The sequence below is a fragment of the Ruegeria sp. YTSA105 genome (genome assembly GCF_059610225.1).
Genome location: NZ_JBXWNE010000021.1, coordinates 1 through 25,528, shown reverse-complemented (window position 1 = coordinate 25,528; position 25,528 = coordinate 1). Strand labels below are relative to the sequence as shown.

26 protein-coding genes are annotated in these 25,528 nt (G+C 58.4%); 21 read left to right on the top strand and 5 right to left on the bottom strand.

The window, feature by feature from the left end; translation table 11 throughout:
- Nucleotides 1-59: 59 nt before the first annotated feature.
- From ileS to AC2FH2_RS18935, 3 genes are all read left to right on the top strand, one after another.
- Entirely contained in the window at nucleotides 60-2,972 is a 2,913-nt protein-coding gene (ileS, locus tag AC2FH2_RS18945) for an isoleucine--tRNA ligase (protein ID WP_496824834.1), read from the top strand.
- A 132-nt stretch (nucleotides 2,973-3,104) separates the two neighbouring features.
- Nucleotides 3,105-3,560 (top strand): methylated-DNA--[protein]-cysteine S-methyltransferase, encoded by a 456-nt coding sequence (locus tag AC2FH2_RS18940; RefSeq protein ID WP_281973816.1) that lies wholly within the window; start codon nucleotides 3,105-3,107, stop codon nucleotides 3,558-3,560.
- Between the two features lie 76 nt (nucleotides 3,561-3,636).
- Nucleotides 3,637-4,104 carry a hypothetical protein gene (locus AC2FH2_RS18935; protein WP_496694658.1) on the top strand — a complete coding sequence of 156 codons (468 nt, stop codon included), beginning with the start codon at nucleotides 3,637-3,639 and terminating at the stop codon, nucleotides 4,102-4,104.
- Nucleotides 4,105-4,106: 2 nt separating this feature from the next.
- Here the strand turns inward: AC2FH2_RS18935 and AC2FH2_RS18930 are convergent, their stop codons facing one another.
- The 4 genes from AC2FH2_RS18930 to fsa all read right to left on the bottom strand — a co-directional run bounded on the left by AC2FH2_RS18930 (nucleotide 4,107) and on the right by fsa (nucleotide 7,345).
- Nucleotides 4,107-4,802 (bottom strand): CDP-alcohol phosphatidyltransferase family protein, encoded by a 696-nt coding sequence (locus AC2FH2_RS18930; RefSeq protein WP_496694659.1) that lies wholly within the window; start codon nucleotides 4,800-4,802, stop codon nucleotides 4,107-4,109.
- Nucleotides 4,803-4,869: 67 nt separating this feature from the next.
- A complete protein-coding gene (locus AC2FH2_RS18925; RefSeq protein ID WP_142640159.1) occupies nucleotides 4,870-5,790 on the bottom strand; it encodes a tyrosine recombinase XerC in 921 nt (306 codons plus the stop codon).
- Nucleotides 5,787-6,494, bottom strand: a complete 708-nt coding sequence (locus AC2FH2_RS18920; protein WP_142640161.1) for a DUF484 family protein — start codon at nucleotides 6,492-6,494, stop codon at nucleotides 5,787-5,789. The genes AC2FH2_RS18925 and AC2FH2_RS18920 overlap by 4 nt, the downstream gene beginning before the upstream one ends.
- Before the next feature lie 197 nt (nucleotides 6,495-6,691).
- Nucleotides 6,692-7,345 carry a fructose-6-phosphate aldolase gene (fsa, locus tag AC2FH2_RS18915; protein ID WP_142640163.1) on the bottom strand — a complete coding sequence of 218 codons (654 nt, stop codon included), beginning with the start codon at nucleotides 7,343-7,345 and terminating at the stop codon, nucleotides 6,692-6,694.
- 88 nt (nucleotides 7,346-7,433) lie between these two features.
- Here fsa and AC2FH2_RS18910 point away from each other — a divergent pair, with 88 nt between their 5' ends.
- The 4 genes from AC2FH2_RS18910 to AC2FH2_RS18895 all read left to right on the top strand — a co-directional run bounded on the left by AC2FH2_RS18910 (nucleotide 7,434) and on the right by AC2FH2_RS18895 (nucleotide 12,333).
- The gene (locus tag AC2FH2_RS18910) at nucleotides 7,434-9,629 is read left to right on the top strand and encodes a primosomal protein N' (RefSeq protein ID WP_496824831.1); all 2,196 of its coding nucleotides are present in this window, start codon (nucleotides 7,434-7,436) and stop codon (nucleotides 9,627-9,629) included.
- Nucleotides 9,630-9,709: 80 nt separating this feature from the next.
- Nucleotides 9,710-10,942 carry an MFS transporter gene (locus AC2FH2_RS18905; protein WP_271952281.1) on the top strand — a complete coding sequence of 411 codons (1,233 nt, stop codon included), beginning with the start codon at nucleotides 9,710-9,712 and terminating at the stop codon, nucleotides 10,940-10,942.
- A gap of 66 nt (nucleotides 10,943-11,008) precedes the next feature.
- Nucleotides 11,009-11,881, top strand: coding sequence for a 50S ribosomal protein L11 methyltransferase (locus AC2FH2_RS18900; RefSeq protein WP_142640169.1), 873 nt, complete (start codon nucleotides 11,009-11,011; stop codon nucleotides 11,879-11,881).
- Between the two features lie 107 nt (nucleotides 11,882-11,988).
- Nucleotides 11,989-12,333, top strand: coding sequence for a hypothetical protein (locus tag AC2FH2_RS18895; RefSeq protein ID WP_496824829.1), 345 nt, complete (start codon nucleotides 11,989-11,991; stop codon nucleotides 12,331-12,333).
- Between the two features lie 102 nt (nucleotides 12,334-12,435).
- Here AC2FH2_RS18895 and AC2FH2_RS18890 read toward each other — a convergent pair whose 3' ends face one another.
- Nucleotides 12,436-12,648, bottom strand: a complete 213-nt coding sequence (locus AC2FH2_RS18890; protein ID WP_142640173.1) for a DUF1127 domain-containing protein — start codon at nucleotides 12,646-12,648, stop codon at nucleotides 12,436-12,438.
- 333 nt (nucleotides 12,649-12,981) lie between these two features.
- On the opposite strand from AC2FH2_RS18890, the gene ruvC reads away from it, so the two are divergent.
- The 14 genes from ruvC to AC2FH2_RS18820 all read left to right on the top strand — a co-directional run bounded on the left by ruvC (nucleotide 12,982) and on the right by AC2FH2_RS18820 (nucleotide 25,297).
- Complete coding sequence (ruvC, locus tag AC2FH2_RS18885; RefSeq protein ID WP_496824827.1) at nucleotides 12,982-13,479, top strand: crossover junction endodeoxyribonuclease RuvC; 498 nt, start codon at nucleotides 12,982-12,984, stop codon at nucleotides 13,477-13,479.
- Nucleotides 13,476-14,153, top strand: a complete 678-nt coding sequence (gene ruvA / locus AC2FH2_RS18880; protein WP_142640177.1) for a Holliday junction branch migration protein RuvA — start codon at nucleotides 13,476-13,478, stop codon at nucleotides 14,151-14,153. Before ruvC ends, ruvA begins: the two co-directional genes overlap by 4 nt.
- Before the next feature lie 4 nt (nucleotides 14,154-14,157).
- Complete coding sequence (gene ruvB / locus AC2FH2_RS18875; RefSeq protein ID WP_142640179.1) at nucleotides 14,158-15,177, top strand: Holliday junction branch migration DNA helicase RuvB; 1,020 nt, start codon at nucleotides 14,158-14,160, stop codon at nucleotides 15,175-15,177.
- A 61-nt stretch (nucleotides 15,178-15,238) separates the two neighbouring features.
- A complete protein-coding gene (locus AC2FH2_RS18870; RefSeq protein WP_142640181.1) occupies nucleotides 15,239-15,862 on the top strand; it encodes a hypothetical protein in 624 nt (207 codons plus the stop codon).
- Nucleotides 15,859-16,242 carry a tol-pal system-associated acyl-CoA thioesterase gene (ybgC, locus tag AC2FH2_RS18865; RefSeq protein WP_142640183.1) on the top strand — a complete coding sequence of 128 codons (384 nt, stop codon included), beginning with the start codon at nucleotides 15,859-15,861 and terminating at the stop codon, nucleotides 16,240-16,242. Before AC2FH2_RS18870 ends, ybgC begins: the two co-directional genes overlap by 4 nt.
- Nucleotides 16,243-16,347: 105 nt before the next feature.
- Nucleotides 16,348-17,043, top strand: a complete 696-nt coding sequence (tolQ, locus tag AC2FH2_RS18860) for a protein TolQ (protein ID WP_142640185.1) — start codon at nucleotides 16,348-16,350, stop codon at nucleotides 17,041-17,043.
- A 1-nt stretch (nucleotide 17,044) separates the two neighbouring features.
- A complete protein-coding gene (tolR, locus tag AC2FH2_RS18855) occupies nucleotides 17,045-17,521 on the top strand; it encodes a protein TolR (protein ID WP_142640204.1) in 477 nt (158 codons plus the stop codon).
- A 9-nt stretch (nucleotides 17,522-17,530) separates the two neighbouring features.
- The gene (tolA, locus tag AC2FH2_RS18850) at nucleotides 17,531-18,634 is read left to right on the top strand and encodes a cell envelope integrity protein TolA (protein WP_496824825.1); all 1,104 of its coding nucleotides are present in this window, start codon (nucleotides 17,531-17,533) and stop codon (nucleotides 18,632-18,634) included.
- Nucleotides 18,631-19,950: a Tol-Pal system beta propeller repeat protein TolB gene (gene tolB / locus AC2FH2_RS18845; protein ID WP_281996068.1), complete on the top strand. Its 1,320-nt coding sequence runs from the start codon at nucleotides 18,631-18,633 to the stop codon at nucleotides 19,948-19,950. The genes tolA and tolB overlap by 4 nt, the downstream gene beginning before the upstream one ends.
- Before the next feature lie 88 nt (nucleotides 19,951-20,038).
- Nucleotides 20,039-20,548, top strand: coding sequence for a peptidoglycan-associated lipoprotein Pal (gene pal / locus AC2FH2_RS18840; RefSeq protein WP_281973807.1), 510 nt, complete (start codon nucleotides 20,039-20,041; stop codon nucleotides 20,546-20,548).
- A gap of 4 nt (nucleotides 20,549-20,552) precedes the next feature.
- Nucleotides 20,553-21,377 (top strand): tol-pal system protein YbgF, encoded by an 825-nt coding sequence (ybgF, locus tag AC2FH2_RS18835; protein WP_496824822.1) that lies wholly within the window; start codon nucleotides 20,553-20,555, stop codon nucleotides 21,375-21,377.
- Between the two features lie 41 nt (nucleotides 21,378-21,418).
- Nucleotides 21,419-22,627, top strand: a complete 1,209-nt coding sequence (gene tilS / locus AC2FH2_RS18830) for a tRNA lysidine(34) synthetase TilS (RefSeq protein WP_496824820.1) — start codon at nucleotides 21,419-21,421, stop codon at nucleotides 22,625-22,627.
- Between the two features lie 76 nt (nucleotides 22,628-22,703).
- Entirely contained in the window at nucleotides 22,704-24,620 is a 1,917-nt protein-coding gene (gene ftsH / locus AC2FH2_RS18825; RefSeq protein ID WP_142640196.1) for an ATP-dependent zinc metalloprotease FtsH, read from the top strand.
- Nucleotides 24,621-24,721: 101 nt separating this feature from the next.
- On the top strand, nucleotides 24,722-25,297 hold the full coding sequence (locus tag AC2FH2_RS18820; RefSeq protein WP_281973804.1) for an MOSC domain-containing protein: 576 nt from the start codon (nucleotides 24,722-24,724) through the stop codon (nucleotides 25,295-25,297).
- Nucleotides 25,298-25,528: the final 231 nt, after the last annotated feature.

The window sequence follows — 25,528 nt, the reverse complement described above, 5'->3', positions numbered from 1 at the left end:
AGAACTCGCACCGACCGCTTCGATCCCAATACGACCAGATCATCCAAAGGACGCCCCCAATGTGCGCCGACACGACCCAAACACCTGATTACAAAGACACGCTGAACCTGCCGAAAACCGATTTCCCCATGCGCGCAGGCCTGCCCAAGCGCGAACCCGCATGGCTGGAACGCTGGGAAGAGATCGGTGTCTATGACCGCCTGCGTGAAAAACAGGGCCGCACGCCTTTTACCCTGCACGATGGCCCTCCCTATGCGAACGGTCACCTTCACATCGGTCACGCGCTGAACAAGACGATCAAAGACATGATCGTGCGCAGCCATCAGATGATGGGCCACGACGCGCGCTATGTGCCAGGATGGGATTGTCACGGTCTGCCGATCGAATGGAAGATCGAGGAACAGTACCGCAAGAAGGGCAAGAACAAGGACGAGGTGAACGTTGTCGACTTCCGTCAGGAATGCCGCAAGTTCGCCGAGGGCTGGATCGACATCCAGCGTGAAGAGTTCAAGCGTCTGGGCATCACCGGCAACTGGGCCGATCCCTACATCACCATGGACTATCACGCCGAGGCTGTGATCGCGGATGAGTTCATGAAGTTCCTGATGAACGGAACGCTCTATCAGGGGTCCAAGCCAGTCATGTGGTCGCCGGTTGAAAAAACCGCGCTAGCCGAAGCCGAGGTCGAGTATCACGACAAGGAAAGCTTCACCATCTGGGTGAAGTTCAAGGTTGTGAATGCGGGCGATCTGGATGACGCGTTTGTTGTGATCTGGACGACGACACCTTGGACCATGCCGTCGAACAAGGCTGTGGTCTATGGCAAGGACATCTCCTACGGGCTGTACGAAGTCACTGATGCGCCAGAGGAATGCTGGGCTGCTGTTGGCGACAAGTTTCTGCTGGCGGACAATCTGGCCGCTGACGTGCTGGGCCGCGCCCGCTTGAACGACGACCAGTGGACCCGCGTCCGTGATGTCACAGCCGATGTGCTGTCATCTGTCCAACTGACCCACCCGCTGGCCGGTGCCGAGGGCGGCAATGGCGAATGGGACGACATCCGTGACTTCCGCGCGGCTGAGTTCGTGACCGACACCGAAGGAACGGGGTTTGTTCACTGCGCGCCGTCGCACGGGATGGAGGAATTTGAGCTCTACCGTGATCTTGGCATGCTGGAGCAGGTCATCACCTATAACGTGATGGACGATGGTTCGTTCCGCGCTGATCTGCCGTTCTTTGGCGGCAAATACATCCTGTCCCGCAAGGGCGGTGAGGGTGATGCCAACAAGTCCGTGATCGATAAGCTGGTTGAGGTTGGCGGGTTGCTGGCGCGCGGAAAGATCAAGCACAGCTATCCGCATTCCTGGCGCTCGAAGGCTCCGATCATCTATCGCAACACGCCGCAATGGTTTGCCTCGGTCGACCGCAAACTGGACGACGGCATGGGCGAAATGGGCGATAGCATCCGCGAACGCGCCCTGCGTTCGATCGACGAGTTGGTGAAATGGACCCCGCAGACCGGCCGGAACCGTCTGTATTCCATGATCGAGGCCCGGCCAGACTGGGTTCTGTCGCGCCAGCGCGCCTGGGGCGTACCGTTGACCTGCTTTACCAAGAAGGGCGCTTTGCCGACCGATCCCGATTTTCTGCTGCGCGACCCTGGCGTGAATGCGCGCGTCAAAGAAGCGTTTGAACAGGACGGGGCCGATTGCTGGTATCTTGACGGCGCGAAAGAGCGCTTCCTGGGCAATGACTATAACCCGGATGACTGGGATCAGGTGTTCGACGTTCTGGATGTTTGGTTCGACTCGGGCTCGACCCATGCCTTTGTGCTGCGCGACCGTGAGGACGGCACCGAGGACGGCATCGCCGATGTATATATGGAAGGCACCGACCAGCATCGTGGGTGGTTCCATTCGTCCATGCTGCAGGCCTGCGGCACCAAGGGCCGCGCGCCCTATCGCAACGTGGTGACCCATGGCTTTACGCTCGATGCCAAGGGCAACAAGATGTCCAAATCGCTGGGAAACACCATCGTGCCCGAAGAGGTCATCAAGCAATACGGTGCCGATATCCTGCGCCTGTGGGTGGCTCAGACCGATTACACCGCTGACCAGCGGATCGGACCTGAAATCCTGAAGGGCACCGCCGACAGCTATCGTCGGTTGCGCAACACCATGCGGTTCATGCTGGGCTCGCTGGCTGATTTTTCTGAGGCTGACCGGGTGCACCCTGCGGATATGCCGCGCCTGGAACGCTGGGTGCTCAGCCGTCTGGCCGATTTGGATGAACAGGTGCGAAAAGGATATGCGTCTTTCGACTTCCAGGGCGTGTTCAGTGCGGTGTTCACCTTTGCAACCGTTGATCTGTCGTCCTTCTATTTCGACGTCCGCAAGGATGCGCTGTATTGCGACGGCGACAATCTGCGCCGTCGTGCCGCGCGCACCGTGCTGGATATACTGTTCCACCGTCTGACCACATGGCTGGCCCCAGTTCTGGTCTTCACTATGGAAGAGGTCTGGCTGGAGCGTTTCCCGGGTGACGACAGCTCGGTCCATCTGGTGGACTTCCCGCAGACGCCTGCCGACTGGCGCAATACCGAGCTTGAGGCTGGCATGGCCAAGATCCGCCGGGTCCGCCGCGCTGTGACTGCCGCGCTCGAAGTTCAGAGACAGGACAAGGTCATCGGTTCCAGCCTTGAGGCCGCACCGATCGTGCATGTCGAAGATGGTGAAACCCGCAATCTTCTGGCAACGTTTGACGTCGATGACATGTGCATCACGTCCGGTTTGACCGTCACCGGAGATCCGGCCCCGGCCGAGGCGTTCCGCGTGCCGGAAATCGAGGGCGTGGCCGTGGTGTTCGAAAAGGCTGAGGGCGAGAAATGTCAGCGCTGCTGGAAAATCCTGCCTGATGTTGGGCGCCATGCGCATGACGGCGTGTGCGGGCGTTGTAACGACGCGCTGAGCTAATCAGTGTTCTGCGGCTGAGGCGGAGTCTTTTGCGAGGCTCTGCCTCGCGCTCCGAGGTATTTTTGGCCAGATGAAGATCCGGATTCGCAGAATTCGGGTTGTGATGCGCGCGGTTTCTGTCAGCCTGTTCGCATGGGAATGATTGCGGTTGAGACCCGTTTCGGGACTTTGGGTGTTGAAGAAACAGATGGCGCGGTGACGCGCCTGATCTGGAATGGCGGCAATCAGGGCGAAGTCACGCCCCTGTTGCAGGAGGCCGCGGCGCAGCTGCGCGCCTATGATCAGGGGCGGTTGGACAGGTTCGATCTGCCTTACCGTATCGAGGGGTCGGAATTCCTGCGTCAGGTTTGCGACCTGATGTTTGCCATTCCGCTGGGCGAAACCAGAACTTATGGTGATCTCGCGAAGGAACTCGGTCAGCCCCCGCAACCTGTGGGGCAGGCCTGTGGCGCCAATCCCATTCCGGTGATTATCCCTTGCCACCGGGTGCTGGCCGCAAACGGGCTGGGCGGGTTTTCAGGTGATGGCGGGATTGAAACCAAAGTCGCGCTGTTGCGCCATGAACGCGCCGCCGGTCTGCTGATCTAGAAAGCGGAATTCTGTTGCAATCCCGCTGGTTGATGCCCAATTTGTTTCAAATAGAGATTTCAAAGGATCGCATGGTATGACCGATCAACCAGACTTGGCAGTTCGTAAAAAGGCTATCATCGACCGCCTTATGTCGCTTGAGGAGCAAGAGCTTGCGACCGCACTGGCGCATTACGACGCTTTCCTGAAAGATTCGCAGCTTGATGACCGGGAAGGGCATGACAAGGATGACATCGCAGCCTCGCGCGAGAATGCCGATCTGGCAGCAGCCTTCGATGCGCCGGTGCATGCGCATCATGCCAAGATCGATGTAATCGAGAATACGGATTTTGATCTGACCGACAGGGTGCAACCGGGTGCGGTGGTCAAGTTCAACAACCGGCGCTTTGTGGTCTGCGTCTCGACCACGCGGTTCGAAGTGGACGGCAAAACCTATATGGGCATCTCAACCCAAAGCCCGATTTACCTGGCGATGGCTGGCCTGCAACAGGGTGATGTGTTCGCCCATAACGGAACCGAGTTCGAGGTGCAGGAGGTCCTGTGACCTTATGCTTTGCGTGGCGGGATCACCTGCTGGGCAATTCCTGCGAACACCAGATACAAGCTGGTGATCACCAGACCCCAATGGGCCCAGCTTTCGGGGTGGAAATCGACCCAGGCAGCCCATCCGGCGAAGAAGGTCCAGGCAAATGCCATCGGCAATGACACATTGCGCCAACGTTCAGTGCGCACCGGGTGGATGAACTTCAATGGCAGGAACATTGCCAGCGAAAGCAGCGTCACCAGCAGCAGGATAACCCAGAAACTGGGCTCGAGCGCGAAGATCACAATGACGAACATGTTCCAGCAGCCCGGAAAGCCGGAAAAGGAATTGTCCTTCGTTTTCATCCGCGTGTCGGCGAAATACATGGCGCTGGCAAAGGTGATGACGATGATGGCGAACCAGCCGGTCCAGCCGTCCATCAAGCCCGATTTGAACAGGGCAAAGGCCGGGATGAACACATAGGTCAGGTAATCAATGATCAGATCCAGAAGCACCCCGTCAAATTCCGGGGCGTTCTTTTTGACGTGATAGTGCCGCGCCAAGGGGCCGTCGATACCGTCCACAATAAACGAGACGACCAGCCACAGATACATCAGGCTCCACTTCTCTTCGACGGCGGCCAGCATGGCGAGCATTGCAAATACGGCGCCGGTCGCGGTGAATAGATGTACGGAAAGAGCTTTGAATCTGTGTGTCATGGTGTCTCTTGAATGATGCGCGGGCCAGATGCAAACCAAAAGCCCGGTCAATGTGGATAGCGTTTGCTTAGGCTTTTGGGTGGGTGCGGTTGTAAACTTCCATCAGGCGCGCCGTGTCGACCGCAGTATATGCTTGGGTGGTGGACAGCGATGCGTGGCCCAGCAATTCCTGAATGGTGCGTAGATCACCGCCCGCAGACAGCAGGTGAGTCGCGAAACTGTGGCGCATGGCATGGGGTGTTACAGTGGAGGGCAGCCCAAGCTGCTGGCGCGCTTTGGCCATCACCCCCTGAATGGCTCGGGGGTTCAGGGGGCCTCCGCGAACCCCGCGAAACAGTGCCTTCTCCCTGGATTGGGGGTGGGGGCACAGCTTTACATATTGATCTACAGCTGTTTGCGCGACCGGCAGGACCGGGACGACCCTTTCTTTGTTGCCCTTGCCGGTGATCCGCAGCGAGTTGGGCAAAGGGGTATCCGCTCCGGTCAGTGAGAGAGCCTCGGAAATACGCAAACCGCAGCCATATAAAAGAGTAACGACCGCAACGTCGCGGGCAGAAACCCAGTCGCTGGCTGATTGCATCTCGACCGTTTCAATCATCGCACGTGCGGCATCCTCGGCCATGGGACGAGGGAGTTTTTGGGTAAATTTGGGGGCGCGGGTCGACAGAACTGCGGTCGGCTCAAACCCTTCACGCTCCGAAAGCCAACGGTAGAAGGTTTTTACGGCGGAAAGTTTGCGCGCAAGCGAGCGCGAGCCAACGCCGGATGCGCGCTGATCGGCCATCCATGCCCGCATGTCCGAGATCGTAATCCGTGCAATCGCCGCCATCCCCTGGCTTTCGCTATGGTGCAGTGTCATGAAGGACAGAAATTCGGACACATCCCCCCGATAGGCGGTCAGCGTGTTTTCGGACCGGCCTGACAAGGCCCCCAGGCCATCAAGCCAGTTTTGCAGTGCGTCACGACAAGCTGGAGAAATAAGGCTCACGACAGCCAATGGCGCATCGACCGTTCGAAGACACCAGCAAAGAAAGTCAGAAGATCCGTGCCCAGCTTTGGCGTAAAGTGCCTGGGGTCTTTTGCGCTCATGATGATCATGCCAGGCAGGCGGCCTTCGCCCAAATCCAGCCTCAGACAAGCTTCAGAGCGCAGGTGATCCGCATCACTGCCGAATATCCTGTGCGCGGGGTGGATGATTTCACGCAAGACGACCTCGCGTGCAGGGCCGCTGTGGTCAAAGGTCAGATAGTTGTCGACGAAACCGGGTTCGACGATGGCCAGCACGCCTGCCAGTCTTGAGATAGCCGGGTCTTTCTGGACTGCCGTCGTTTCAAGAACCAGCGTAATGCGTTCGACACGCAGTATGTCAGCCACATCTGCACCAAGTATTTGCAGGAATTCCTCAAATCCGACCGGTTCAAGTAGCCGAAGAATGGCCCGATGAACCTGATTTGTGCCTGCCAGATTTTCATAGGCTGCCGCAATGACCGAGCGGTGCGTATCCTCCAGCCGGTCCAGCCGGGCCTCGAGCCGTTGCATGGCTATGCCGCGCAGGTCGATGACGTTATTCCCGCGCGCCTGCTCATTTGCGGTGACGAGGGCCTGCATCAGGTCCTTGTCATCCAGAATGGCATCTGGTTCGGCCAGAATCGCCTCGCGCAAGGTGTCCTTGAGTATGGTGTTGCTGCTCATGTCCTGTCCGGTCTTTTTTATTTTTCGGCGTTATAGCACGGCTTGCCGGAACTGCCTCGGGAAAAATGAGCGTCAATTTGAATTTCGCGGGGAATGTGGTCGGGAAAACTCCAGTCTGCAGAGATCTGATCCGAGATCAGATTCAAAGCAGCTGGGCCGAGCGCGGCGCCAGGGGCGCCGCGCGGGTTCGCGCAGAATCAGAGGATTTTCTGACCCGTTTTGGCCCAATCGGACAGGAAGGTTTCAAGGCCTTTATCGGTCAGCGGATGATCGGCCAGCTTTTTGATCACGGCGGGTGGTGCGGTGATCACGTCGGCACCGATGCGGGCGCTGTCGGTCACGTGGTTCACGGTGCGGATCGAGGCGGCGAGGATTTCGGTCTCATATCCGTAATTGTCGTAGACCTGACGGATATCGGCGATCAGGTCCATGCCATCTAGGTTGATGTCATCCAGACGCCCGATGAAGGGCGAGATGAAAGTTGCGCCGGCTTTGGCGGCCAGAATCGCCTGATTGGTCGAGAAGCAGAGGGTCACATTGACCATCTGGCCTTCGTCACTAAGCGTTTTGCAGGTCTTCAGGCCCGCCCATGTCAGCGGCACTTTGACAGCGATATTCGGGGCGATCTTGGCCAGCTTGCGACCTTCGGCGATCATGTCGTCGGCTTCGGTTGCCACGACTTCGGCCGAGACAGGTCCGTCGACCAGATCGCAGATTTCCTTGGTCACTTCCAGAATATCGCGGCCTGACTTCAGGATCAGCGAAGGGTTTGTGGTCACACCGTCCACCATGCCCAGATCGTTCAGTTCGGCGATTGCGTCGATCTCGGCTGTGTCTACGAAGAATTTCATGCGGGCAGTCCTTTGATGGGTTGGCCTTGGTCGCGGATGGCTTTACCTCAAAGAGACCCATGCTGGAACCCCTTGCCAAGGATATGCATTGAGCACTCAGGAGTTTTTCGACCAAGGTGAGCTGGTGGCGGTGCTGACCGCCCAACCGCTGGACCGGACGCTGGACTATAAGGCGCCCGAGGGCGGGTGCTTTCTGGGCGCTTTTGTCGAGGTGCCGCTGGGCCCGCGCAAGGTCTTGGGCGTGGTCTGGGGGCCGGGGCAGGGTGGCTTTGACCTTGCCAAGGCCCGCTCGGTGATCCGGGTTCTGGAGGTCGCGCCGATGCGCGAAGAGATGCGCCTGTTTCTGGGGCGCGTCGCCGATTACACGCTGACCCCGATGCCTGCGATGTTGCGATTGGCCACGCGCGCGCCCGGATTGGGCGATCCGCCTTCGATGCGCAAGGTCTATCGGCTTGGCGACAGGGACCCTGACAGGGTGACCGACGCGCGGACCCGTGTGTTGGAGGTGCTGCGCGACTACGGCGGGTTGGCCTTTACGCTGAAGGAACTGGCCGAACAGGCGGGTGTGACCTCTTCAGTCGTGAAGGGGTTGGTCAAACTCGGTGCGGTTCGCGAAGAAGACAGCCCGCGCGATCTGCCCTATCCACATCTGGATCCGGATCTGCCGGGCAAGGCGTTGACCGATGATCAGGCCTCTTCAGTGGAAACCCTGCAATCTGGCCTGCGAACGGGTGATTATGGCACGACCTTGCTGAAAGGCGTCACCGGGTCGGGCAAGACCGAGGTTTATCTTGAGGCCGTCGCCGAAGCGTTGCGCCAGGGGCGGCAGGCGCTGGTTCTGCTGCCCGAGATTGCCCTGACCGCCGAATTCCTGACGCGCGTTGAGGCACGATTCGGCGCGCGCCCGGCAGAGTGGCATTCGGGCGCGACGATGACCGAACGCCGCCGAGTCTGGCGCATGGTGGGGCAGGGCGATGCACAGCTGGTTGTCGGCGCGCGCTCGGCCCTGTTTCTGCCGTTTCGCAATCTTGGGTTGGTCGTGGTCGATGAAGAACATGACACCTCGTACAAACAGGAAGACGGCGTGCATTACAGCGCCCGTGACATGGCTGTGCTGCGGTCCGCCATATGCGGCGCGCGCGTTATTCTGGCAAGTGCGACGCCGTCACTGGAAAGCTGGGCCAATGCCGAGGCAGGCAAGTATGAGCGGCTCGATTTGACTTCGCGCTTTGGCGATGCGGTGTTGCCCGAGATGAAGCCCATCGACATGCGGGCCGAGAAGATGCAGCCGGGGACGTGGATTTCTCCATCGCTGCGGCAGGCCGTCCATCAGCGGATCGAGCGGGGTGAACAATCCCTTCTGTTTATTAACCGCCGGGGATATGCGCCGGTCACCCTGTGCCGGGCTTGTGGCGAGCAGATTGCCTGTGATCACTGCGATGCGCGCATGGTTGAACACCGGTTTCTCAAGCGTCTGATGTGCCATCAATGCGGTGAGACCAAACCCATGCCCGAGGTCTGCCCCTCCTGTCAGGTCGAGGGCAAGCTGGCCCCGGTCGGGCCAGGGATCGAACGGCTGGCTGAAGAGGCTGAGGCAACATTTCCCGAGGCAAATATTGCCATGCTGTCATCCGATCTGTTTGGATCGGCGCGCGCATTGAAAGCAAAGATCGAAGAGATTGCTGCCGGTGACGCCGATATCGTCATTGGTACGCAGCTGGTGGCCAAGGGGCACAATTTTCCGAAACTGACACTGGTGGGTGTCATTGACGCCGATCTCAGCCTGCATGGGGCGGATTTGCGTGCGGCCGAGCGCACATTCCAGCTGATGCGGCAGGTGGCTGGCCGCGCCGGGCGCGCGGATAAGCCCGGACAGGCGCTGTTGCAGACGTTCCAGCCGGAACATCCCGTCATTCGCGCCATCCTGTCGGGCGATGAAGAGGGGTTCTGGAAAGCCGAAGCGGCCGGGCGGTTGGCAGCCGGAGTTCCCCCCTATGGACGCATGGCCGGTATCGTTCTGTCTGGCCCCGAGGTCGGTCCCGTTTTTGACATCGGCAACGCCATGGCCCGCAACGACGCCCCGTTGCGGCAGATCGGTGCGCAGGTCTTTGGTCCAGCGCCTGCGCCCATTGCGCGTATCCGCGGGCGACACAGGGTGCGGCTGCTGGTCAAAGCCCCCAAAGGAGCGCCAATTCAGGATGCCATCGCCCGTTGGATAGCACCGCTGCGGCTGAAGGGCGACATAAGGCTGACCGTTGATATTGACCCGCAAAATTTCTACTGACCTCTGCATTCATGCAGAGCCAATGTGCGTGCCCTTCTTCCCACTCGCCAAAACCTGAAAATGGGCGTAGAGGGACTCTCATGCTGAAACCCATGCCACTTTCCGAGGCGCAAAGCCTTCCGTTCTGGCGCCGTCCCATCACGCTTTTATTCGTGATGGCACTGACCATGCCCATTGCTTTCAACGCATGGAGCGCGTTGTTGAATAATTTCGTTATTGAAGTCGCGAATTTCGACGGTGCCGACATCGGCCTGCTGCATACCGTGCGCGAGATCCCAGGCTTTCTGGCTGTAGGCGTAATTGCCGTGATCTTGTTTGTTCGGGAGCAGGTGCTGGCGATGATCTCGCTGATCATGCTGGGTGTTGCGACTGCGGTGACAGCGTGGTTCCCAAGCCTTGGTGGCTTGTTGTTCGTCACACTGCTGAGCTCGATCGGGTTCCACTATTATGAAACCGTGAACCAATCCCTTCAGCTGCAGTGGTTGCCCAAGGACCGAGCGCCGCAATTTCTGGGCTGGATGGTCGCCATGGGATCAGCTTCGACATTGGTTATCTATGGGCTGATTGTCCTGACGTGGGATCGGTTCGATCTGTCCTATAACACTGTATTCATGGCTGCGGGTGGGCTGACGGCTTTGCTGGCGTTGTTCTGTCTGGTCGCCTATCCGCAGTTCGACGCGCCGACTCCGCAAACCAAAAAAATTGTGCTGCGCCGCCGATACTGGCTGTACTATGCGCTTCAGTTCATGGCGGGCGCGCGTCGTCAGATCTTTGTCGTTTTCGCCGGTTTCATGATGGTCGAGAAATTCGGGTTTGAGGTCCACGAACTCACCGGTCTTTTCTTGATCAACCTGGTTATCAACATTTCGGTTGCGCCGATGCTAGGCAAAGCTGTGTCCGTATTCGGTGAACGTCGCACTTTGATTTTCGAATATGCAGGCCTGGCAGTTGTATTTGCAGCCTATGGCGGCATTTATTGGTTCGGTTGGGGCGTTGTTCTGGCGGCTACTCTCTATGTGATTGACCATGTGCTTTTCGCGCTGGCTCTGGCGCTTAAAACCTATTTCCAGAAAATTGCCGATCCGGCAGATATTGCGCCAACCGCAGCGGTTGCCTTTACGATCAACCATATCGCCGCGGTATTCCTACCAGCGCTTCTGGGCCTGCTCTGGGTGTACTCGCCCGGAGCGGTCTTTGCGGTGGCTGCAGCGATGGCGTTGATTTCGTTATCGCTGTCGCTGCTGATCCCGCGCCACCCAGAGCTTGGGAATGAGACGATACTGTCGAAATACGCGCCCGCTCCGGCGGAATAGCTGCCAATGCTTGACCTTCGCGGGCCCGCACCCTAGGCGCTGTGTCAGCTGACACAGGAGGCTCCCATGCCCACATTCACCGCGCTTACCACCCTGACCGGCAAAAAATCAGCCGATGGTCTGGGCGAAGCCATGGAGCGTCTTGATCCCGAACCCACGGGCGTGGGCGTATTCGAAGTCGAAGATGGTTCGGGCCTGTGGGAGATTGGCGGTTACTTCACCGAAGCGCCGGATGAAACGGCACTGGCGGTTCTGGCGGCTGCGTTCGGATCCAAACCCTTTGTAATCTCGGAACTGCCCGAAACCGACTGGGTCGCCCATGTCCGCCGTGAATTGGCGCCTGTCGAGGCTGGCCGCTTTTTCGTCTATGGCTGTCACGATGCCGACAAGCTGCCCGAAGGCCGTATCCCTTTGTTGATTGAGGCTGCAATGGCTTTCGGTACCGGGCATCACGGCACCACCCTTGGGTGTCTCAAGGCTCTGGATTTTCTGCTCGATCAGGGTTTTACCGCGACAAAAGTTGCAGATATCGGCTGCGGCACCGCCGTTCTTGCGATGGCTGCAGCCCGCGTTTGGGATGGCGACATTATCGCCAGCGACATTGATGAGGTCGCCGTCGACGTCGCCGAAGCCAACCTGAAGGCAAACGGCATGTCAGGGAAGGTTCAATGTGTCGAGGCTGCGGGGTTTGATCATCCGGAGCTGAAATCTCTTGCGCCCTATGACCTGATATTCGCCAACATCCTCAAGGGCCCATTGGTGGCCCTGGCGCCCGAAATTTCAGCGAATCTGCGGGTTGGGGGTAAGGCGATTCTATCGGGAATCCTTAACGAGCAAGCCGAGGACGTTGTTTCCGTTTATCTCCAAAATGGCTTCAATGCCTCTAGAAATGACCAAATTGGTGAATGGACGTCGCTAGTCTTAACCAAACAGGGCTAAAATCGGGCCATTTGCAGGAGTTTTGTGGGGTTTCGCCTCTTTTTTGTCGCAATCTGTTTTTACCGTCAATGACGTGGAATTGGGGGGCGGTTGATTTGGAGGCTGCCATGACTGGAAAACAAATTGAATTTGATCAGCGCGTTCATCGGCTGAACAAGAAACATTCGAAGATGACCCGTGGTTATCGTGCGACTATGCGCAAAGATGGCCTGGTTGTTATGAAACCACAGCGGGTTCAGTCCGCGGTGCCTGCAAAGGCTCTGCTGATCTGCTTGGCTGGGCTGTTCGCCTTCAAAACGCTTTTGCTGACCAGCTTGGGGTCGTCGGCCTACCAGTATCGTGTCGATAGCCTTGCGCAAGGGACCGAAGTGGAGAAGGCGGGGGCATGGGTCATGCAGATCGACCCGGTATCACAGGCCCTCTCGTCTCAACTCAGCAAAGTTCTCCGCTAAGTTTCTTCCGTTTTGAATAGAAACGCCGCGTATCCGGGGATACGCGGCGTTCTTCTTTGCCCCGAGGGAGAAGGGGAAAATCAACGGTAGGTTTGCTTTGCCTTAACGGCGGCCTTCAACGACGATTTCAATGTCGCCACGGCACAGGCCGATATCTTCCAGCTCGCGGTCCGACAGACCGCTCAGCGCGTTGCGTGTAACGCGGGCATCATTCCATTCGACAACGGCGTTTACGACCATTGCGAAAGTCGCGCCGATACGGCCGACGAGGCCAAATGAGCCAGTGGTGGTGCGGGTTGTGTCCAGTGCAGCCATATCCTGTTTCCTTCCGGTTTGTGTTAAACTCTGATCTTGCGATCTGACGGGCATGTAGGGATGGTTTTCTGACTGCACAAGCATAGAAATTGCATGTGTCCTATGCGTTTTTTGCAATGCTCGAAAAACATGAAAACGCCTTAATTTATTGACAATTTTGCCTTCACCAAACTGGTCGAAACCCGACATTTTCCGGTCGTAATCAGCTCATTCTGTCGGAGACAGGACGACCGTGTCGCAATCTGACCATCAGTCAATTCACTTGGAAAATGTTCTTGTTTCGTGCTAGTCGGTAAAAAAGAACACACAAACCCGAGCAGGCCGAGGCTATATATGCGAATTCTGGGCATTGATCCGGGGCTACGGACCCTGGGATGGGGCGTCATCGAATCACATGGCAGCCGTCTCAGTCATGTTGCCAATGGGTTATGTAAATCGGACGGGGATGATCTGGGAGAGCGGTTGCTATCGCTCCACAATCAGATCATCGAAGTGATTGCCGAGCATCAGCCCGATCAGGCCGCCATCGAACAGACCTTTGTGAACAAGGACGGGGCCGGTACGCTTAAGCTGGGTCAGGCGCGGGGTGTGGCGTTGTTGACGCTGGCGCAGGCCGGATTGCCAGTGGGAGAATATGCGCCCAATCGAGTCAAGAAAACGGTTGTGGGCGTGGGCCATGCCGAAAAGGAACAGGTTCTTCATATGGTCAAGTTGCAACTGCCGGGCTGTCAGCCCAAGGGCGCGGATGCCGCGGATGCGCTGGCGATAGCGATCTGTCATTCCTTTTACGGGGCAACGCCACAGTCGCGGATGAAACAGGTGCGGGCATGATTGGCAAGCTGACAGGCCGGTTGGATTACCGCGCGCCGGATCACGTGCTGATCGACGTGCGTGGGGTCGGCTATCTGGTCTATTGCTCGGACCGTACGATGGCTGCGCTGCCGGGCGTGGGTGAGGCGATCTCGATCTACACCGACATGGTGGTGCGCGAGGATTTGATGCAGCTTTACGGGTTCCTTTCGCTGGTCGAGAAGGAGTGGCATCGCCTGCTGTGCTCGGTGCAAGGGGTCGGGGCCAAAGTTTCGCTAGCAATCCTCAGCGCCTTGGGCCCCGATGGTGTTAGCCGGGCGATTGCTCTGGGCGATTGGGGGGCGGTCAAGGCAGCCAAGGGCGTGGGCCCAAAAACCGCGCAGCGGATCGTGCTGGACCTCAAAGACAAGGCGCCCGGCGTTATGGCCATGGGCGGCACGGTGACCGAGGCAATGGATGGCCCCGCGCTGGATGTGGTGGAACTGACTGAACCGACACCTGTACCAAAGCGGCCCACCATAAGCGCATCAGGTAATGCAGCAGCATCTGCCGGGGCATTGTCGGCACTCTCCAATCTGGGCTATGGCCCGTCCGAGGCCGCGTCAGCCGTGGCCGAAGCCGCGGCAAGCTTGCCCGAAGCGGGTGAGGCGGACCTGATCCGCGCTGCGTTGAAACTATTGGCTCCGAAAGGGTGATTGAATGGTAGATGCCGATCCCACCCTGCGCCCCGAGCCGTTGCCGGAAGACAATGACCGCGCCTTGCGCCCGCAGGGACTGGACGAATTCATCGGTCAAGCCGAGGCGCGCGCCAATCTGCGTATCTTTATCCAATCCGCTCGCCAAAGGGGTGAGGCAATGGATCATACGCTGTTCCATGGCCCTCCGGGTCTGGGCAAAACCACGCTGGCGCAGATCATCGCGCGTGAGTTGGGGGTGAATTTTCGGATGACATCTGGCCCGGTTCTGGCAAAGGCGGGCGATCTGGCGGCGATCCTGACCAATCTGGAAGCGCGCGATGTGCTGTTCATTGACGAAATCCATCGATTGAATCCAGCGGTCGAAGAGGTCCTGTACCCGGCGATGGAGGATTTCGAGCTGGATCTGGTGATTGGTGAAGGCCCGGCCGCGCGCACGGTGAGGATCGAGTTGCAGCCGTTTACTCTGGTCGGGGCCACCACCCGGATGGGACTGCTGACCACGCCGCTGCGCGACCGCTTTGGCATCCCGACACGCCTGCAGTTCTATACCGTTGATGAATTGCACGAGATTGTCACCCGCAACGCGCGCAAGCTTGGGGCACCGGCTGATGACAGCGGCGCCCGAGAGATCGCGCGCCGGTCACGCGGAACGCCTCGGATCGCCGGGCGCCTGCTGCGGCGGGTGGTGGATTTCGCAATCGTCGAAGGCGATGGACGGATCACCCGCGATTTGGCTGATGGGGCGTTGACGCGGCTGGGGGTCGATCATCTGGGGCTGGACGGCGCGGACCGCCGGTATCTGAAGCTGATCGCCGAGAATTACGCGGGCGGGCCGGTAGGTATCGAAACCTTGTCGGCAGCTCTGTCGGAAAGCCGGGACTCGCTGGAGGAGGTGATCGAACCCTTCCTCTTGCAGCAAGGCCTGATCCAACGCACACCGCGTGGCCGGATGCTGGCGCAGAAGGCGTGGACGCATCTGGGCATGGCCGCACCCAAGGGGCAAAACGATCTGTTTGGTTGAAGCCGAGCCTGCGAGCTTTTAAGGGTTTCGCCAAACATTGTCCGATTGCCGAGGATTGCGCGTGACACCCGACGACATTCAAGCCCTGTTCACCCGCGAAAGCGGAGAGTTCCTGTTTGCGCGCTGGGGCCGCCCCATCGTGCCGATCGTCTTTGGGGTCGAAGATGAAAGTTTGGCCACGGTCAAAGGCGCGTTCGAGGCAGTGGTAACACTGGCAGGGCATCAGATGGCAGAAACCGACCCCGAGCTTGGCGCCAACTGCATGGTCTTTTTCTTCCGCGACTGGAAAGAACTGACAGAAGTGCCCGATCTGGACCGTTTGGTCCCTGATCTGGGGCCGTTGGTTGATCGGTTGATCGCGGCCGATGCCAACCAGTACCGGATATTCCGTTTTGAAGAAGACGGCGCCATTCGTGCGGCCTTTGTGTTTTTGCGGATGGACAATGAATTGTCGCAAGTCCCCGCTGAAACGCTTGCGCTCAGCCAGGTGGTGCAAACGGTGCTGCTCTGGTCCGATACCGCTTTTCGCAACCAGTCGCCCTTGGCAGTGGCGGGTGACGCGACGATATTGCGACCAGACATTGCCGGGTTGATCCGGGCGGCATACGATCCTGTCCTGCCGGGCGCGGCGCAGGATGCCTCTCATGCGCTGAGATTGTTTGCCAGATTGGATCAACCGCAATGAAGCACGTCTATTCCGTTAAAGTTTATTACGAAGACACCGATATGGGCGGCGTGGTCTATCACGCTAACTATTTGAAATACATCGAACGCGCCCGGTCGGACTATGTGCGGCGCCTGGGCAATGACCAGAATGCCATGCGTGACGCAGGTATCGTTTGGGTCGTGCGCCGGATCGAGGCGGAATACCTAGCCCCGGCCAAATTTGACGACGATCTGGAGATCGAGACCGAAATCAAGTCTCTGTCCGGTGTCCGTCTGATCATGGCGCAAGTGGTCAAACGGGGCGAAGAGGAGATTTTTCGCGCCATCGTTACCGCCGTCTGTATGAATGCGCAGGGCAAGCCCGTACGCCTTCCGGCAGAGATTCGCGCATTGTTGTAACAATTTGCAGGGCCCGGGTGGTTCTGTTGGCAATTCGCCCCCATCTGCGTTAGCGTTTGACAAAACAAGGCCGTAAGGCTGTCAGGCAAAACAAAGAGCAGGTTCATGGAAGCTGAAACGCTGGCGCTGGCGCAGGAGATCGATTTCTCCATGTGGGGGCTTTTTGCCCGCGCGACTTTTATCGTTAAACTGGTAATGCTGATGCTGATTGGCGCATCAGTCTGGTCCTGGGGGATCATCATCCAGAAACTGATCAATTACCGTGCTGCAAGGCGTGAAGCTCAGGTTTTTGATGAGGCTTTCTGGTCCGGGAACCCCTTGGATGAACTGTTCGAGCAGATCGGTACCCAACCCGATGGCAGTTCGGAGAAGATATTTGCCTCTGGCATGATCGAATGGCGCCGCTCGCACCGCACTGATGGCGGGCTGATAGCTGGTGCCACCGCACGCATTGATCGGTCGATGGATGTGGCCATCGCGAAAGAGGCCGAGGCGCTGCAAAAGGGCCTGCCCATTCTGGCCACTGTCGGCTCAACTGCACCCTTCATTGGTCTGTTCGGAACGGTTTGGGGTATCATGAATGCGTTCATCGAGATTGCCGAGCAGCAGAACACCAACCTGGCTGTTGTCGCCCCCGGTATTGCCGAGGCGTTGCTGGCCACCGGCCTGGGCCTGTTGGCCGCGATTCCGGCGGTGATTTTCTATAACAAACTCAGCGCAGATAGTGATCGGATCGTTGGAGGCTATGAAGCCTTTGCCGATGAGTTCGCCACCATTCTGTCGCGCCAGCTGGACAGCTGAGATGGGGGCTGCGGTTCAGCAATCCTCGGGCGGGAATGGACGCCGGCGGGGTCGGCGTCGCGGTCGCGCGCAGCCGATGGCTGAGATCAACGTCACACCCTTTGTGGACGTTATGCTGGTGCTGCTGATCATCTTCATGGTGGCCGCGCCCTTGCTGACTGTTGGTGTGCCTGTTGATCTGCCCAAAACGGCGGCCAGTGCGCTGCCCGGCGATAACGAGGAACCTTTGACCGTCACGCTGACCGCGGATGGCAGGGTGCAAATCCAAACCACGGATATTCTGCGCGAAGAGCTGATTGGCAAACTACGCGCCATCGCAGCAGAACGCAGTAGCGACCGAGTGTTTTTGCGCGCGGATGGTGCGATCCCTTATGCGCAGGTGATGCAGGTAATGGGCGCGCTTAATGCGGGTGGGTTCTCCAATGTGGGGCTGGTGACCGATACGGGCGGCCCGACACTGGACGACGGTGGAGAGTGAGGCCGCACGGTGGATACCGGCACCAAGATCTCGGCGATTGCCCATGTCAGTCTGATTGGTTGGGCATTTTTCGGCGGCACCTTCCGGTCCGAACCATTACCTATGGCCGTGCAGGATGTCTCGGTCATTTCGGCTGAGCAATTTGCGGCAATGACCGCTCAGCGGGATGCGCCCGAAGTGCCGACGCCAACAGCGCTGCAGCCGCCTGAGGCCCCAACAGAAGAGGAGCCAGCGCCGGAACCGGTAGTGGAGAAGCAGCCTTCGTTGCAAGAGGCGGAACCTGCTGAACCTGACCCGGACCCGGACCCCGAGCCGGAACCCGTTGAGCCGCCGCCAGAACCGGTGGTGATTGAACAACCTCCGCTGTTGGACACGCCTGACCCCGAGATTGTCGATCTTACGGTGCCTTCCGGGCCTGAGGCACAGCCCAGCCCCGCCGAGAATGTCGCACCGGTGCCTGTTGCGCCGCCTCCGCCCGAGGCCGCGCCTGATGAAATCGAAACCCCGGCCGTATCTTTGGACGAGGGAGCCGAGACCCAGCAGGAACAGCAGGATCAGACCGCCCCCGAGGAAAAGGCTGACGAGATTGTGACCGAAGCGGAAGAGCCCAAAGAAAACGCTCCCCGAACATCGCCGCGCCCGCGGATCCGTCCCAACCGCCCGACGCCACCGGTCGAGCCCGAAGTGGCGGAGACGCCCGAGCCCGAACCCACAGAGCCCGCGCAGACGGAAACAGCCATCAACGATGCGCTGGCCGAGGCGTTGGGACAAGGGAGTGAACCCTCTGGTCCGCCCTTGACCAGCGGCGAAAAGGACGCGATGCGATTGGCCGTTTCCCAATGCTGGAACGTTGGGTCCTTGTCCACGGATGCTCTGCAGACAGTTGTTGTTGTCGGATTTTCGTTGACCCCTGATGGCAAGGTGGTTGGTGGCAGCTTGCGCATGATCGACAGCTCAGGCGGTTCTGACGGCGCAGCCAGACAAGCCTATGAGGCCGCTCGACGTGCCATTTTGCGCTGTGGAGCCAAAGGTTATGACCTGCCAACCGATAAATACGAGCATTGGCAGGATATTGAGATTACATTCAATCCCGAGAGGATGCGGATCAAATGATGAGACTTCTGACCAGCCTGTTGCTTGGCCTGACACTGGTGTCGGCACCTGTTCACGCCCAAAGTGGACCGCTTCGCTTGGAATTGGATCAGGGGATTATCGAACCCTTGCCCTTTTCGGTTCCGAATTTTGTGCCGGACAGCACAGCAGCTGCGCAATATGCCCAGGATATCTCGCGGGTTGTGGCCGCCGATCTAACCGGAACAGGGCTGTTCCGCGAAATTCTGTCTGATGCTTTCATCAGCCAAGTGGCCAGCTTTGAAGATCCCGTTCGGTTCGCGGATTGGAAAGCCATCAATGCCGAGGCTTTGGTGACAGGTGCTGTGAATGTGTCGGGCAATCGCCTGACGGTGCGGTTCAGGGTCTGGGATGTGTTTTCTGGGCAGGAGCTGGGCAACGGTCTGCAGTTTGCCGGGACGACTGAAGGGTGGCGGCGCATGGCCCATAAAGTGGCGGATCAAGTCTATAGCCGTGTAACGGGCGAGGGCGCCTATTTCGATAGTCGTGTTGCCTTTGTCTCTGAAAGTGGTCCCAAGGATCAGCGCCTGAAGCGCCTGGCGATCATGGATTATGACGGCGCGAATGTGCAGTACCTGACCGACAGTGCAGCCATTGTTCTGGCACCACGCTTTTCACCTGCCGGTGATCAACTGCTTTATACCAGTTACGAATCCGGTCAGCCGCGCATCTATGTTCTGGATATCGAGCGGGTCAGGCGGACTGAGTTGAACACCCAGGGCGGCACGATGAGCTTTTCGCCCCGGTTTTCGCCGGATGGACGGTCGATCGTCTATTCGCTTATTCAGGGCGGCAATACGGACCTGTGGAAAATGGATCTGGCTTCCGGGCAAAGCGTGCGGCTGACCAATACGCCTGCGATTGAAACCGCCCCCAGCTATTCGCCGGACGGTTCCCAGATCGTGTTTGAAAGCGACCGTTCGGGCACGCCACAGCTTTACATCATGCCCGCAAACGGGGGCGAGGCGACGCGGATCAGCTTTGGTCAGGGACGTTATGGAACGCCGGTCTGGTCCCCCCGTGGCGATCTGGTTGCGTTTACCAAGCAGAATAAAGGCCGATTTCATATCGGTGTCATGCGAACAGATGGCAGCGAAGAGCGTTTGCTGACCTCGTCGTTTCTGGACGAAGGACCGACATGGTCCCCTAATGGTCGCGTGATCATGTTCACCCGAGAAACCCAGGGCGCAAGTGGCCGGGCGACGCTGTATTCGGTGGATATCTCGGGACGCAACCTGCGCCCGATCCGCACCCCGGATGGGGGCAGCGATCCGTCATGGGGCCCACTGCAGAATTGATCACGGCTGCTGGCAGGAAAAGTTCACAAGGAACCTGCACTGTGCTACAGAGACGGCAATAAAGAGAAAAAACAACGAGGCACCTGAGATGAACGTATTGGGCAAAATCCTAGCACTAGGTGTGTTTGGCGCGTTGGCAGCCTGCACCAATAACGATCCGTCTGCGCTGGGCGGCGGCTTTGGCAATGGCGCAAACGGCGGGCTGGCCGCGGGCTCTCCAAGTGATCCGCGCTCGCCTGCATATTTCCAGCAAACTGTTGGTGACCGGGTTCTGTTTTCGGTCGATCAGTCGACGCTTACTCCGCAGGCGCAGTCAGTGCTGCAGGGGCAGGCCGACTGGCTGATGGCCAACCCCGACTTTGTGGCAACGATCGAAGGCCATGCGGATGAGCAGGGCACGCGTGAGTATAACCTCGCACTGGGTGCGCGCCGGGCAAATGCCGCCCGCGAGTTCCTGATTTCCCGCGGAGTAGCGGGCAACCGGCTGACAACTGTCAGCTTTGGCAAAGAGCGTCCGATCGAGATTTGCAGCACCGAGGACTGCTATTCGAAAAACCGTCGTGCAGTGACGGTGCTGACCGGATCAACTTTGGGATAAGACGATGAAACTAGCAGGATGGGTTCTGGCCGCAGTTTTGGCGACCGCCGGTTTGGCACAAGCACAGGATCAGCAAACCTTGGCGGATATCCGGCAGGAACTGACGGTGCTGCATGTGGAAATTCAGCGGCTCAAGCGCGAGTTTTCAACAACCGGCTCTCCGGCCCCGAACCTGTCCGGCAGTTCGATACTTGAACGCGTTGATGCCATAGAGGCCGAGTTGCAGCGCCTGACGCGCCAGACCGAGCAGTTGAACCAGCGTGTACAGATTATTGTAACCGACGGCACCAACCGCATCGGTGATCTTGAGTTTCGCTTGGTCGAACTGGAAGGCGGCGACCTGAGTACGCTCGGTGATACAACAACTCTGGGCGGAGAAACGGACATCACATCCGCAGCCCCTGCTGCTCCGACAGCGCCAACCGATTCCGACCTGGGTGAGTTGGCAGTAGGCGAGCAAGCGGATTTCAATGCTGCTGCTCAGGCGCTGGCCGATGGAAACTTCCAGGCCGCCGCGGATCAGTTCGCAGTATTCGATACATCATATCCCGGAAGCCCGCTTGCGCCCGAAGCACACCTAAAGCGCGGGCAGGCGTTGGAAGGCATTGGCGACACCCGCGAAGCTGCAAGGGCTTTTCTGGCCAGCTTCACGGGTGATTCCGAAGGCGCCTATGCGCCTGAGGCTTTGTTCGAACTGGGTGCTGCTCTGGGCCGTCTGGGACAGACCGAACAGGCGTGTATCACACTGAGCGAGGTTAGCGTCCGGTTCCCGGCCTCGGCATTGGCCTCCAGCGCCACGCAGGAAATGACGTCACTGGGTTGTACTTGACCACACATGGCACACTCCTGAAATCCGAACTCCGGGCGCGATTGCCGGAAAACCTTCCGCGCCGTCTAGGCGTTGCGGTGTCCGGTGGCGGTGACTCGGTTGCTTTGCTGAGTTTGTTGAAGCACATCGCCCAAGAGGAACAGGTTGAGCTGTTTGTCGCCACGGTGAACCACAATCTGCGCCCCGAAGCGGTGGCGGAGGCAGATTGGGTGGCGCAGCTTGCCCAGGGTCTGGGCCTTCCACATGAGACGTTGCACTGGAAGGGGTGGGACCAGACAGGTAACCTGCAGGATAGGGCGCGGCAGGTCCGGTACCAGTTGCTGTCAGACTGGGCGCGTGACAAGCAGATCGGCGCGATTGCCCTGGGACACACCGCCGATGATCAAGCCGAAACCATGCTGATGCGATTGGCGCGCGCCGCTGGTGTGACGGGATTGTCCGGCATGCCCGCAATGCGGAACTATCAAGGGATCATGCTGCTGCGGCCGATGTTGGGGATCACCCGGCAACAACTGCGCGATTATCTTGCCAAGATTGGGGCAGATTGGATCGAGGATCCATCGAATCACGACCGGCGGTTTGATCGTATCAAGGCGCGCGACGCGTTGACCGGCTTATCCGAAATTGGGATTTCGGTGCATTCTCTGTCCCGCGTTGCTGAAAACCTTGCTCAAGCCCGTGAAGCATTAGAGCAGATTACGCAGGATTCCGCCCGTCAGGTCCTGAGTGTCGATGGCGGCGATATCTGTGTCGATCGCGCGCAATTTTCCACTCTGCCTGCGGAAATTCGACGTCGTCTTCTTACAGGTTGTGTCCGCTGGATTGCGGGCCGCGGATATCCACCGCGTCAGGCTGCAACAGACCGGGCGCTGCTCGCGATTGATCAGGGTGAGGCGGCAACGATTGGTGGATGCCTCTTGATCCCAAAAGCCGATAAAATGTGGATTTGCAGAGAGCTAAATGCCGTTGAGAGCGCACCCGGCGCACCCGGTCAGATTTGGGATGGACGGTGGATCCTGTCTGGCCCAGCGATTCCCGACGCGCAGGTTCACCCGTTAGGTGCGGCTGGTTTGAAGGCCGTGCCAGATTGGCGTGCACTTGGAAAACCGCGCGCCGCGCTTCTGGCGTCTCCGTCCGTCTGGAGCGGAGAGGTCTTGGTATCTGCACCTATGGTGGGTTTCTCAAATGGTTGGCTTGCAGAACTGACGCCAGAAGAGCCCGAGTTTCACTCTTCGGTTTTATCGCATTGAACCTGCTTGAATCATCTCTATTTTAAAGAGCAACCCGGCAGATCCCCATCTGCCGAAATCTTTTGGGAGATTTTTCTTGGGCAACGCTCGTAACATCGCCTTTTGGGTCGTTCTGTTTTTGCTGATCCTTGCACTGTTCAATCTGTTCAGCGGACCAGGTGGAACGCTTCAGAGCAATGAAAGAACCTATTCTGATTTCGTGACCGCTGTTGAAGGCGGCGAAGTCAAAAACGTGACATTGGATGGCGAGCAAATTCGCTATACCACGCAAAGCGGCGCAAGCTATGTCACGATCAAGCCCGGCGATGCCGAGGTGACCAAACTGCTGATCGATGAAAGCATCCCGGTTCAGGCTGTGAAACAACAGCAATCGGGCATTCAGTCTTTCCTGGTCACTCTTCTTCCTTTCCTGCTGCTGATCGGTGTCTGGGTCTACTTCATGAACCGGATGCAGGGTGGCGGCAAAGGTGGCGCGATGGGCTTTGGCAAGTCCAAGGCCAAGATGCTGACCGAAAAGCATGGCCGTGTAACTTTTGATGATGTCGCTGGCATCGACGAGGCCAAGGAAGAACTGGAAGAGATCGTAGAATTCCTGCGCAATCCGCAGAAATTCAGTCGTCTGGGTGGCAAGATTCCAAAAGGCGCTTTGTTGGTGGGCCCTCCGGGGACCGGTAAAACGCTGCTGGCCCGCGCCATTGCGGGTGAGGCGGGTGTGCCCTTCTTCACCATTTCGGGTTCGGACTTTGTTGAGATGTTCGTCGGTGTCGGTGCGTCCCGTGTCCGCGACATGTTCGAACAGGCCAAGAAAAACGCTCCCTGTATCGTTTTTATTGACGAGATTGACGCCGTTGGCCGCCATCGTGGTGCCGGTTATGGCGGGGGTAATGACGAACGTGAACAAACGCTCAACCAGTTGCTCGTCGAGATGGACGGGTTCGAGGCCAATGAGGGCGTGATTATCCTGGCGGCCACCAACCGTAAGGACGTTTTGGACCCTGCGCTGCTGCGTCCAGGCCGTTTCGACCGCAACGTGACTGTCGGTAACCCCGACATCAAAGGCCGCGAGAAGATCCTGGGCGTTCACGCACGCAAGACGCCCCTCGGACCTGATGTCGATCTGCGCATCATCGCGCGCGGGACTCCGGGCTTCTCGGGTGCTGATCTGGCCAACCTCGTGAATGAGGCCGCGCTGATGGCCGCCCGCGTCGGTCGCCGCTTTGTTACCATGGAAGATTTCGAGAATGCCAAGGACAAGGTGATGATGGGTGCCGAGCGCCGCTCGATGGTGCTGACCCAGGACCAGAAGGAAAAGACTGCCTATCACGAATCAGGGCATGCCGTTGTTGGTATGACGCTGCCGTTGTGTGATCCGGTCTATAAGGCAACGATCATTCCGCGTGGTGGTGCGCTGGGCATGGTGGTGTCACTGCCAGAAATGGACCGCCTGAACTATCACCGCGATGAGTGTGAGCAAAAGCTGGCCATGACCATGGCCGGTAAGGCGGCTGAGGTGATCAAATATGGCGAGGACCATGTCTCGAACGGTCCGGCGGGCGATATCATGCAGGCCAGCCAACTGTCGCGCGCGATGGTGATGCGCTGGGGCATGTCGGACAAGGTCGGCAATATCGACTATGCCGAAGCGCATGATGGCTATTCAGGCAACACTGCCGGGTTCTCGGTCTCGGCCCATACCAAGGAACTGATCGAGGAAGAGGTCAAGCGCCTGATCCAGCAAGGATATGAGCGTGCGCATCAGATCCTTTCAGAACAGAACGAGCAATGGGAACGTCTGGCCCAAGGGCTGCTGGAATATGAAACCCTGACCGGTGACGAGATCAAACGCGTCATGAATGGCGAGCCGCCCAGCGAAAGCGATGACGAGGGCGATAAACCTGATGAGGGCAGCGCCCCCAGCGTGACAGCCATTCCGAAAACCAAGGTTAAGAAAACTCCGCCCGATGGCGGGATGGAGCCGGAACCAACGGCTTAAACTTTCAAAGACCCGGGCCTGTCCCGGGTCTTTTTTCTTTTCAATCGCGAAGGTTTGCCCTCTATTCCGCATCAGATGTCAGTTCTGAAAAAGGGATAAATATGCCGGTATTGCGCGAAACCGAATTCACGGGAGAAGTTGTTTGGTTGGGCCACGTACCAGCAGGTGAAACTCTCCGGGCCAATGCCGTGGACAGTCTGGATTTGGGTTTCTCGGGTGATCAAGGCGCGCGTCACGAAGGCGTGAATCGTACCTCTTGCGTGCGAGTCAAAAACCTGTACCCGGTAGGCACCGAAATTCGCAATGTGCGGCAGTTATCGATCCTGTCCGCAGAAGAACTTGATGCCATCGCGCAGGAAATGGGCTTGGGTAAGCTGGACCCGTCCCATCTGGGGGTCAGCATTGTCTTGCGCGGCATTCCGGATTTCACCCATATTCCGCCCTCGTCTCGTTTGCAGGTGGAAAATGGCGTGACGCTGACGATCGACATGGAAAACCGGCCCTGTATCCTGCCGGGGCGCGAGATCGAGGCTGACTTGCCCGGGTATGGTGCGGCCTTCAAGCCTGCAGCGCAGGGACGGCGGGGGGTCACGGCTTGGGTCGAAAGACCCGGAGAGCTGAACCTGGGCGATGAGCTTACACTGTTTGTCCCCGATCAGAGAGCCTGGACACCATAAGGGACCGCAATTTCCGATCGGAAGGTGCCGATGTGACGCTACGACGTTTCAAGGCGCAATTATGTCGGAATCCATAGCCACCAATTTGGTACACAACGGTATGGAGTGAGCAGCGCCGGCGTTCTGCGTCGGGTTTGCACGGAATTCAATCAGGGACCGAAACCCAATGAGCTATAAATCTGACATCGAAATTGCGCGTGAGGCGAAGAAGAAGCCGATTCAGGAGATTGG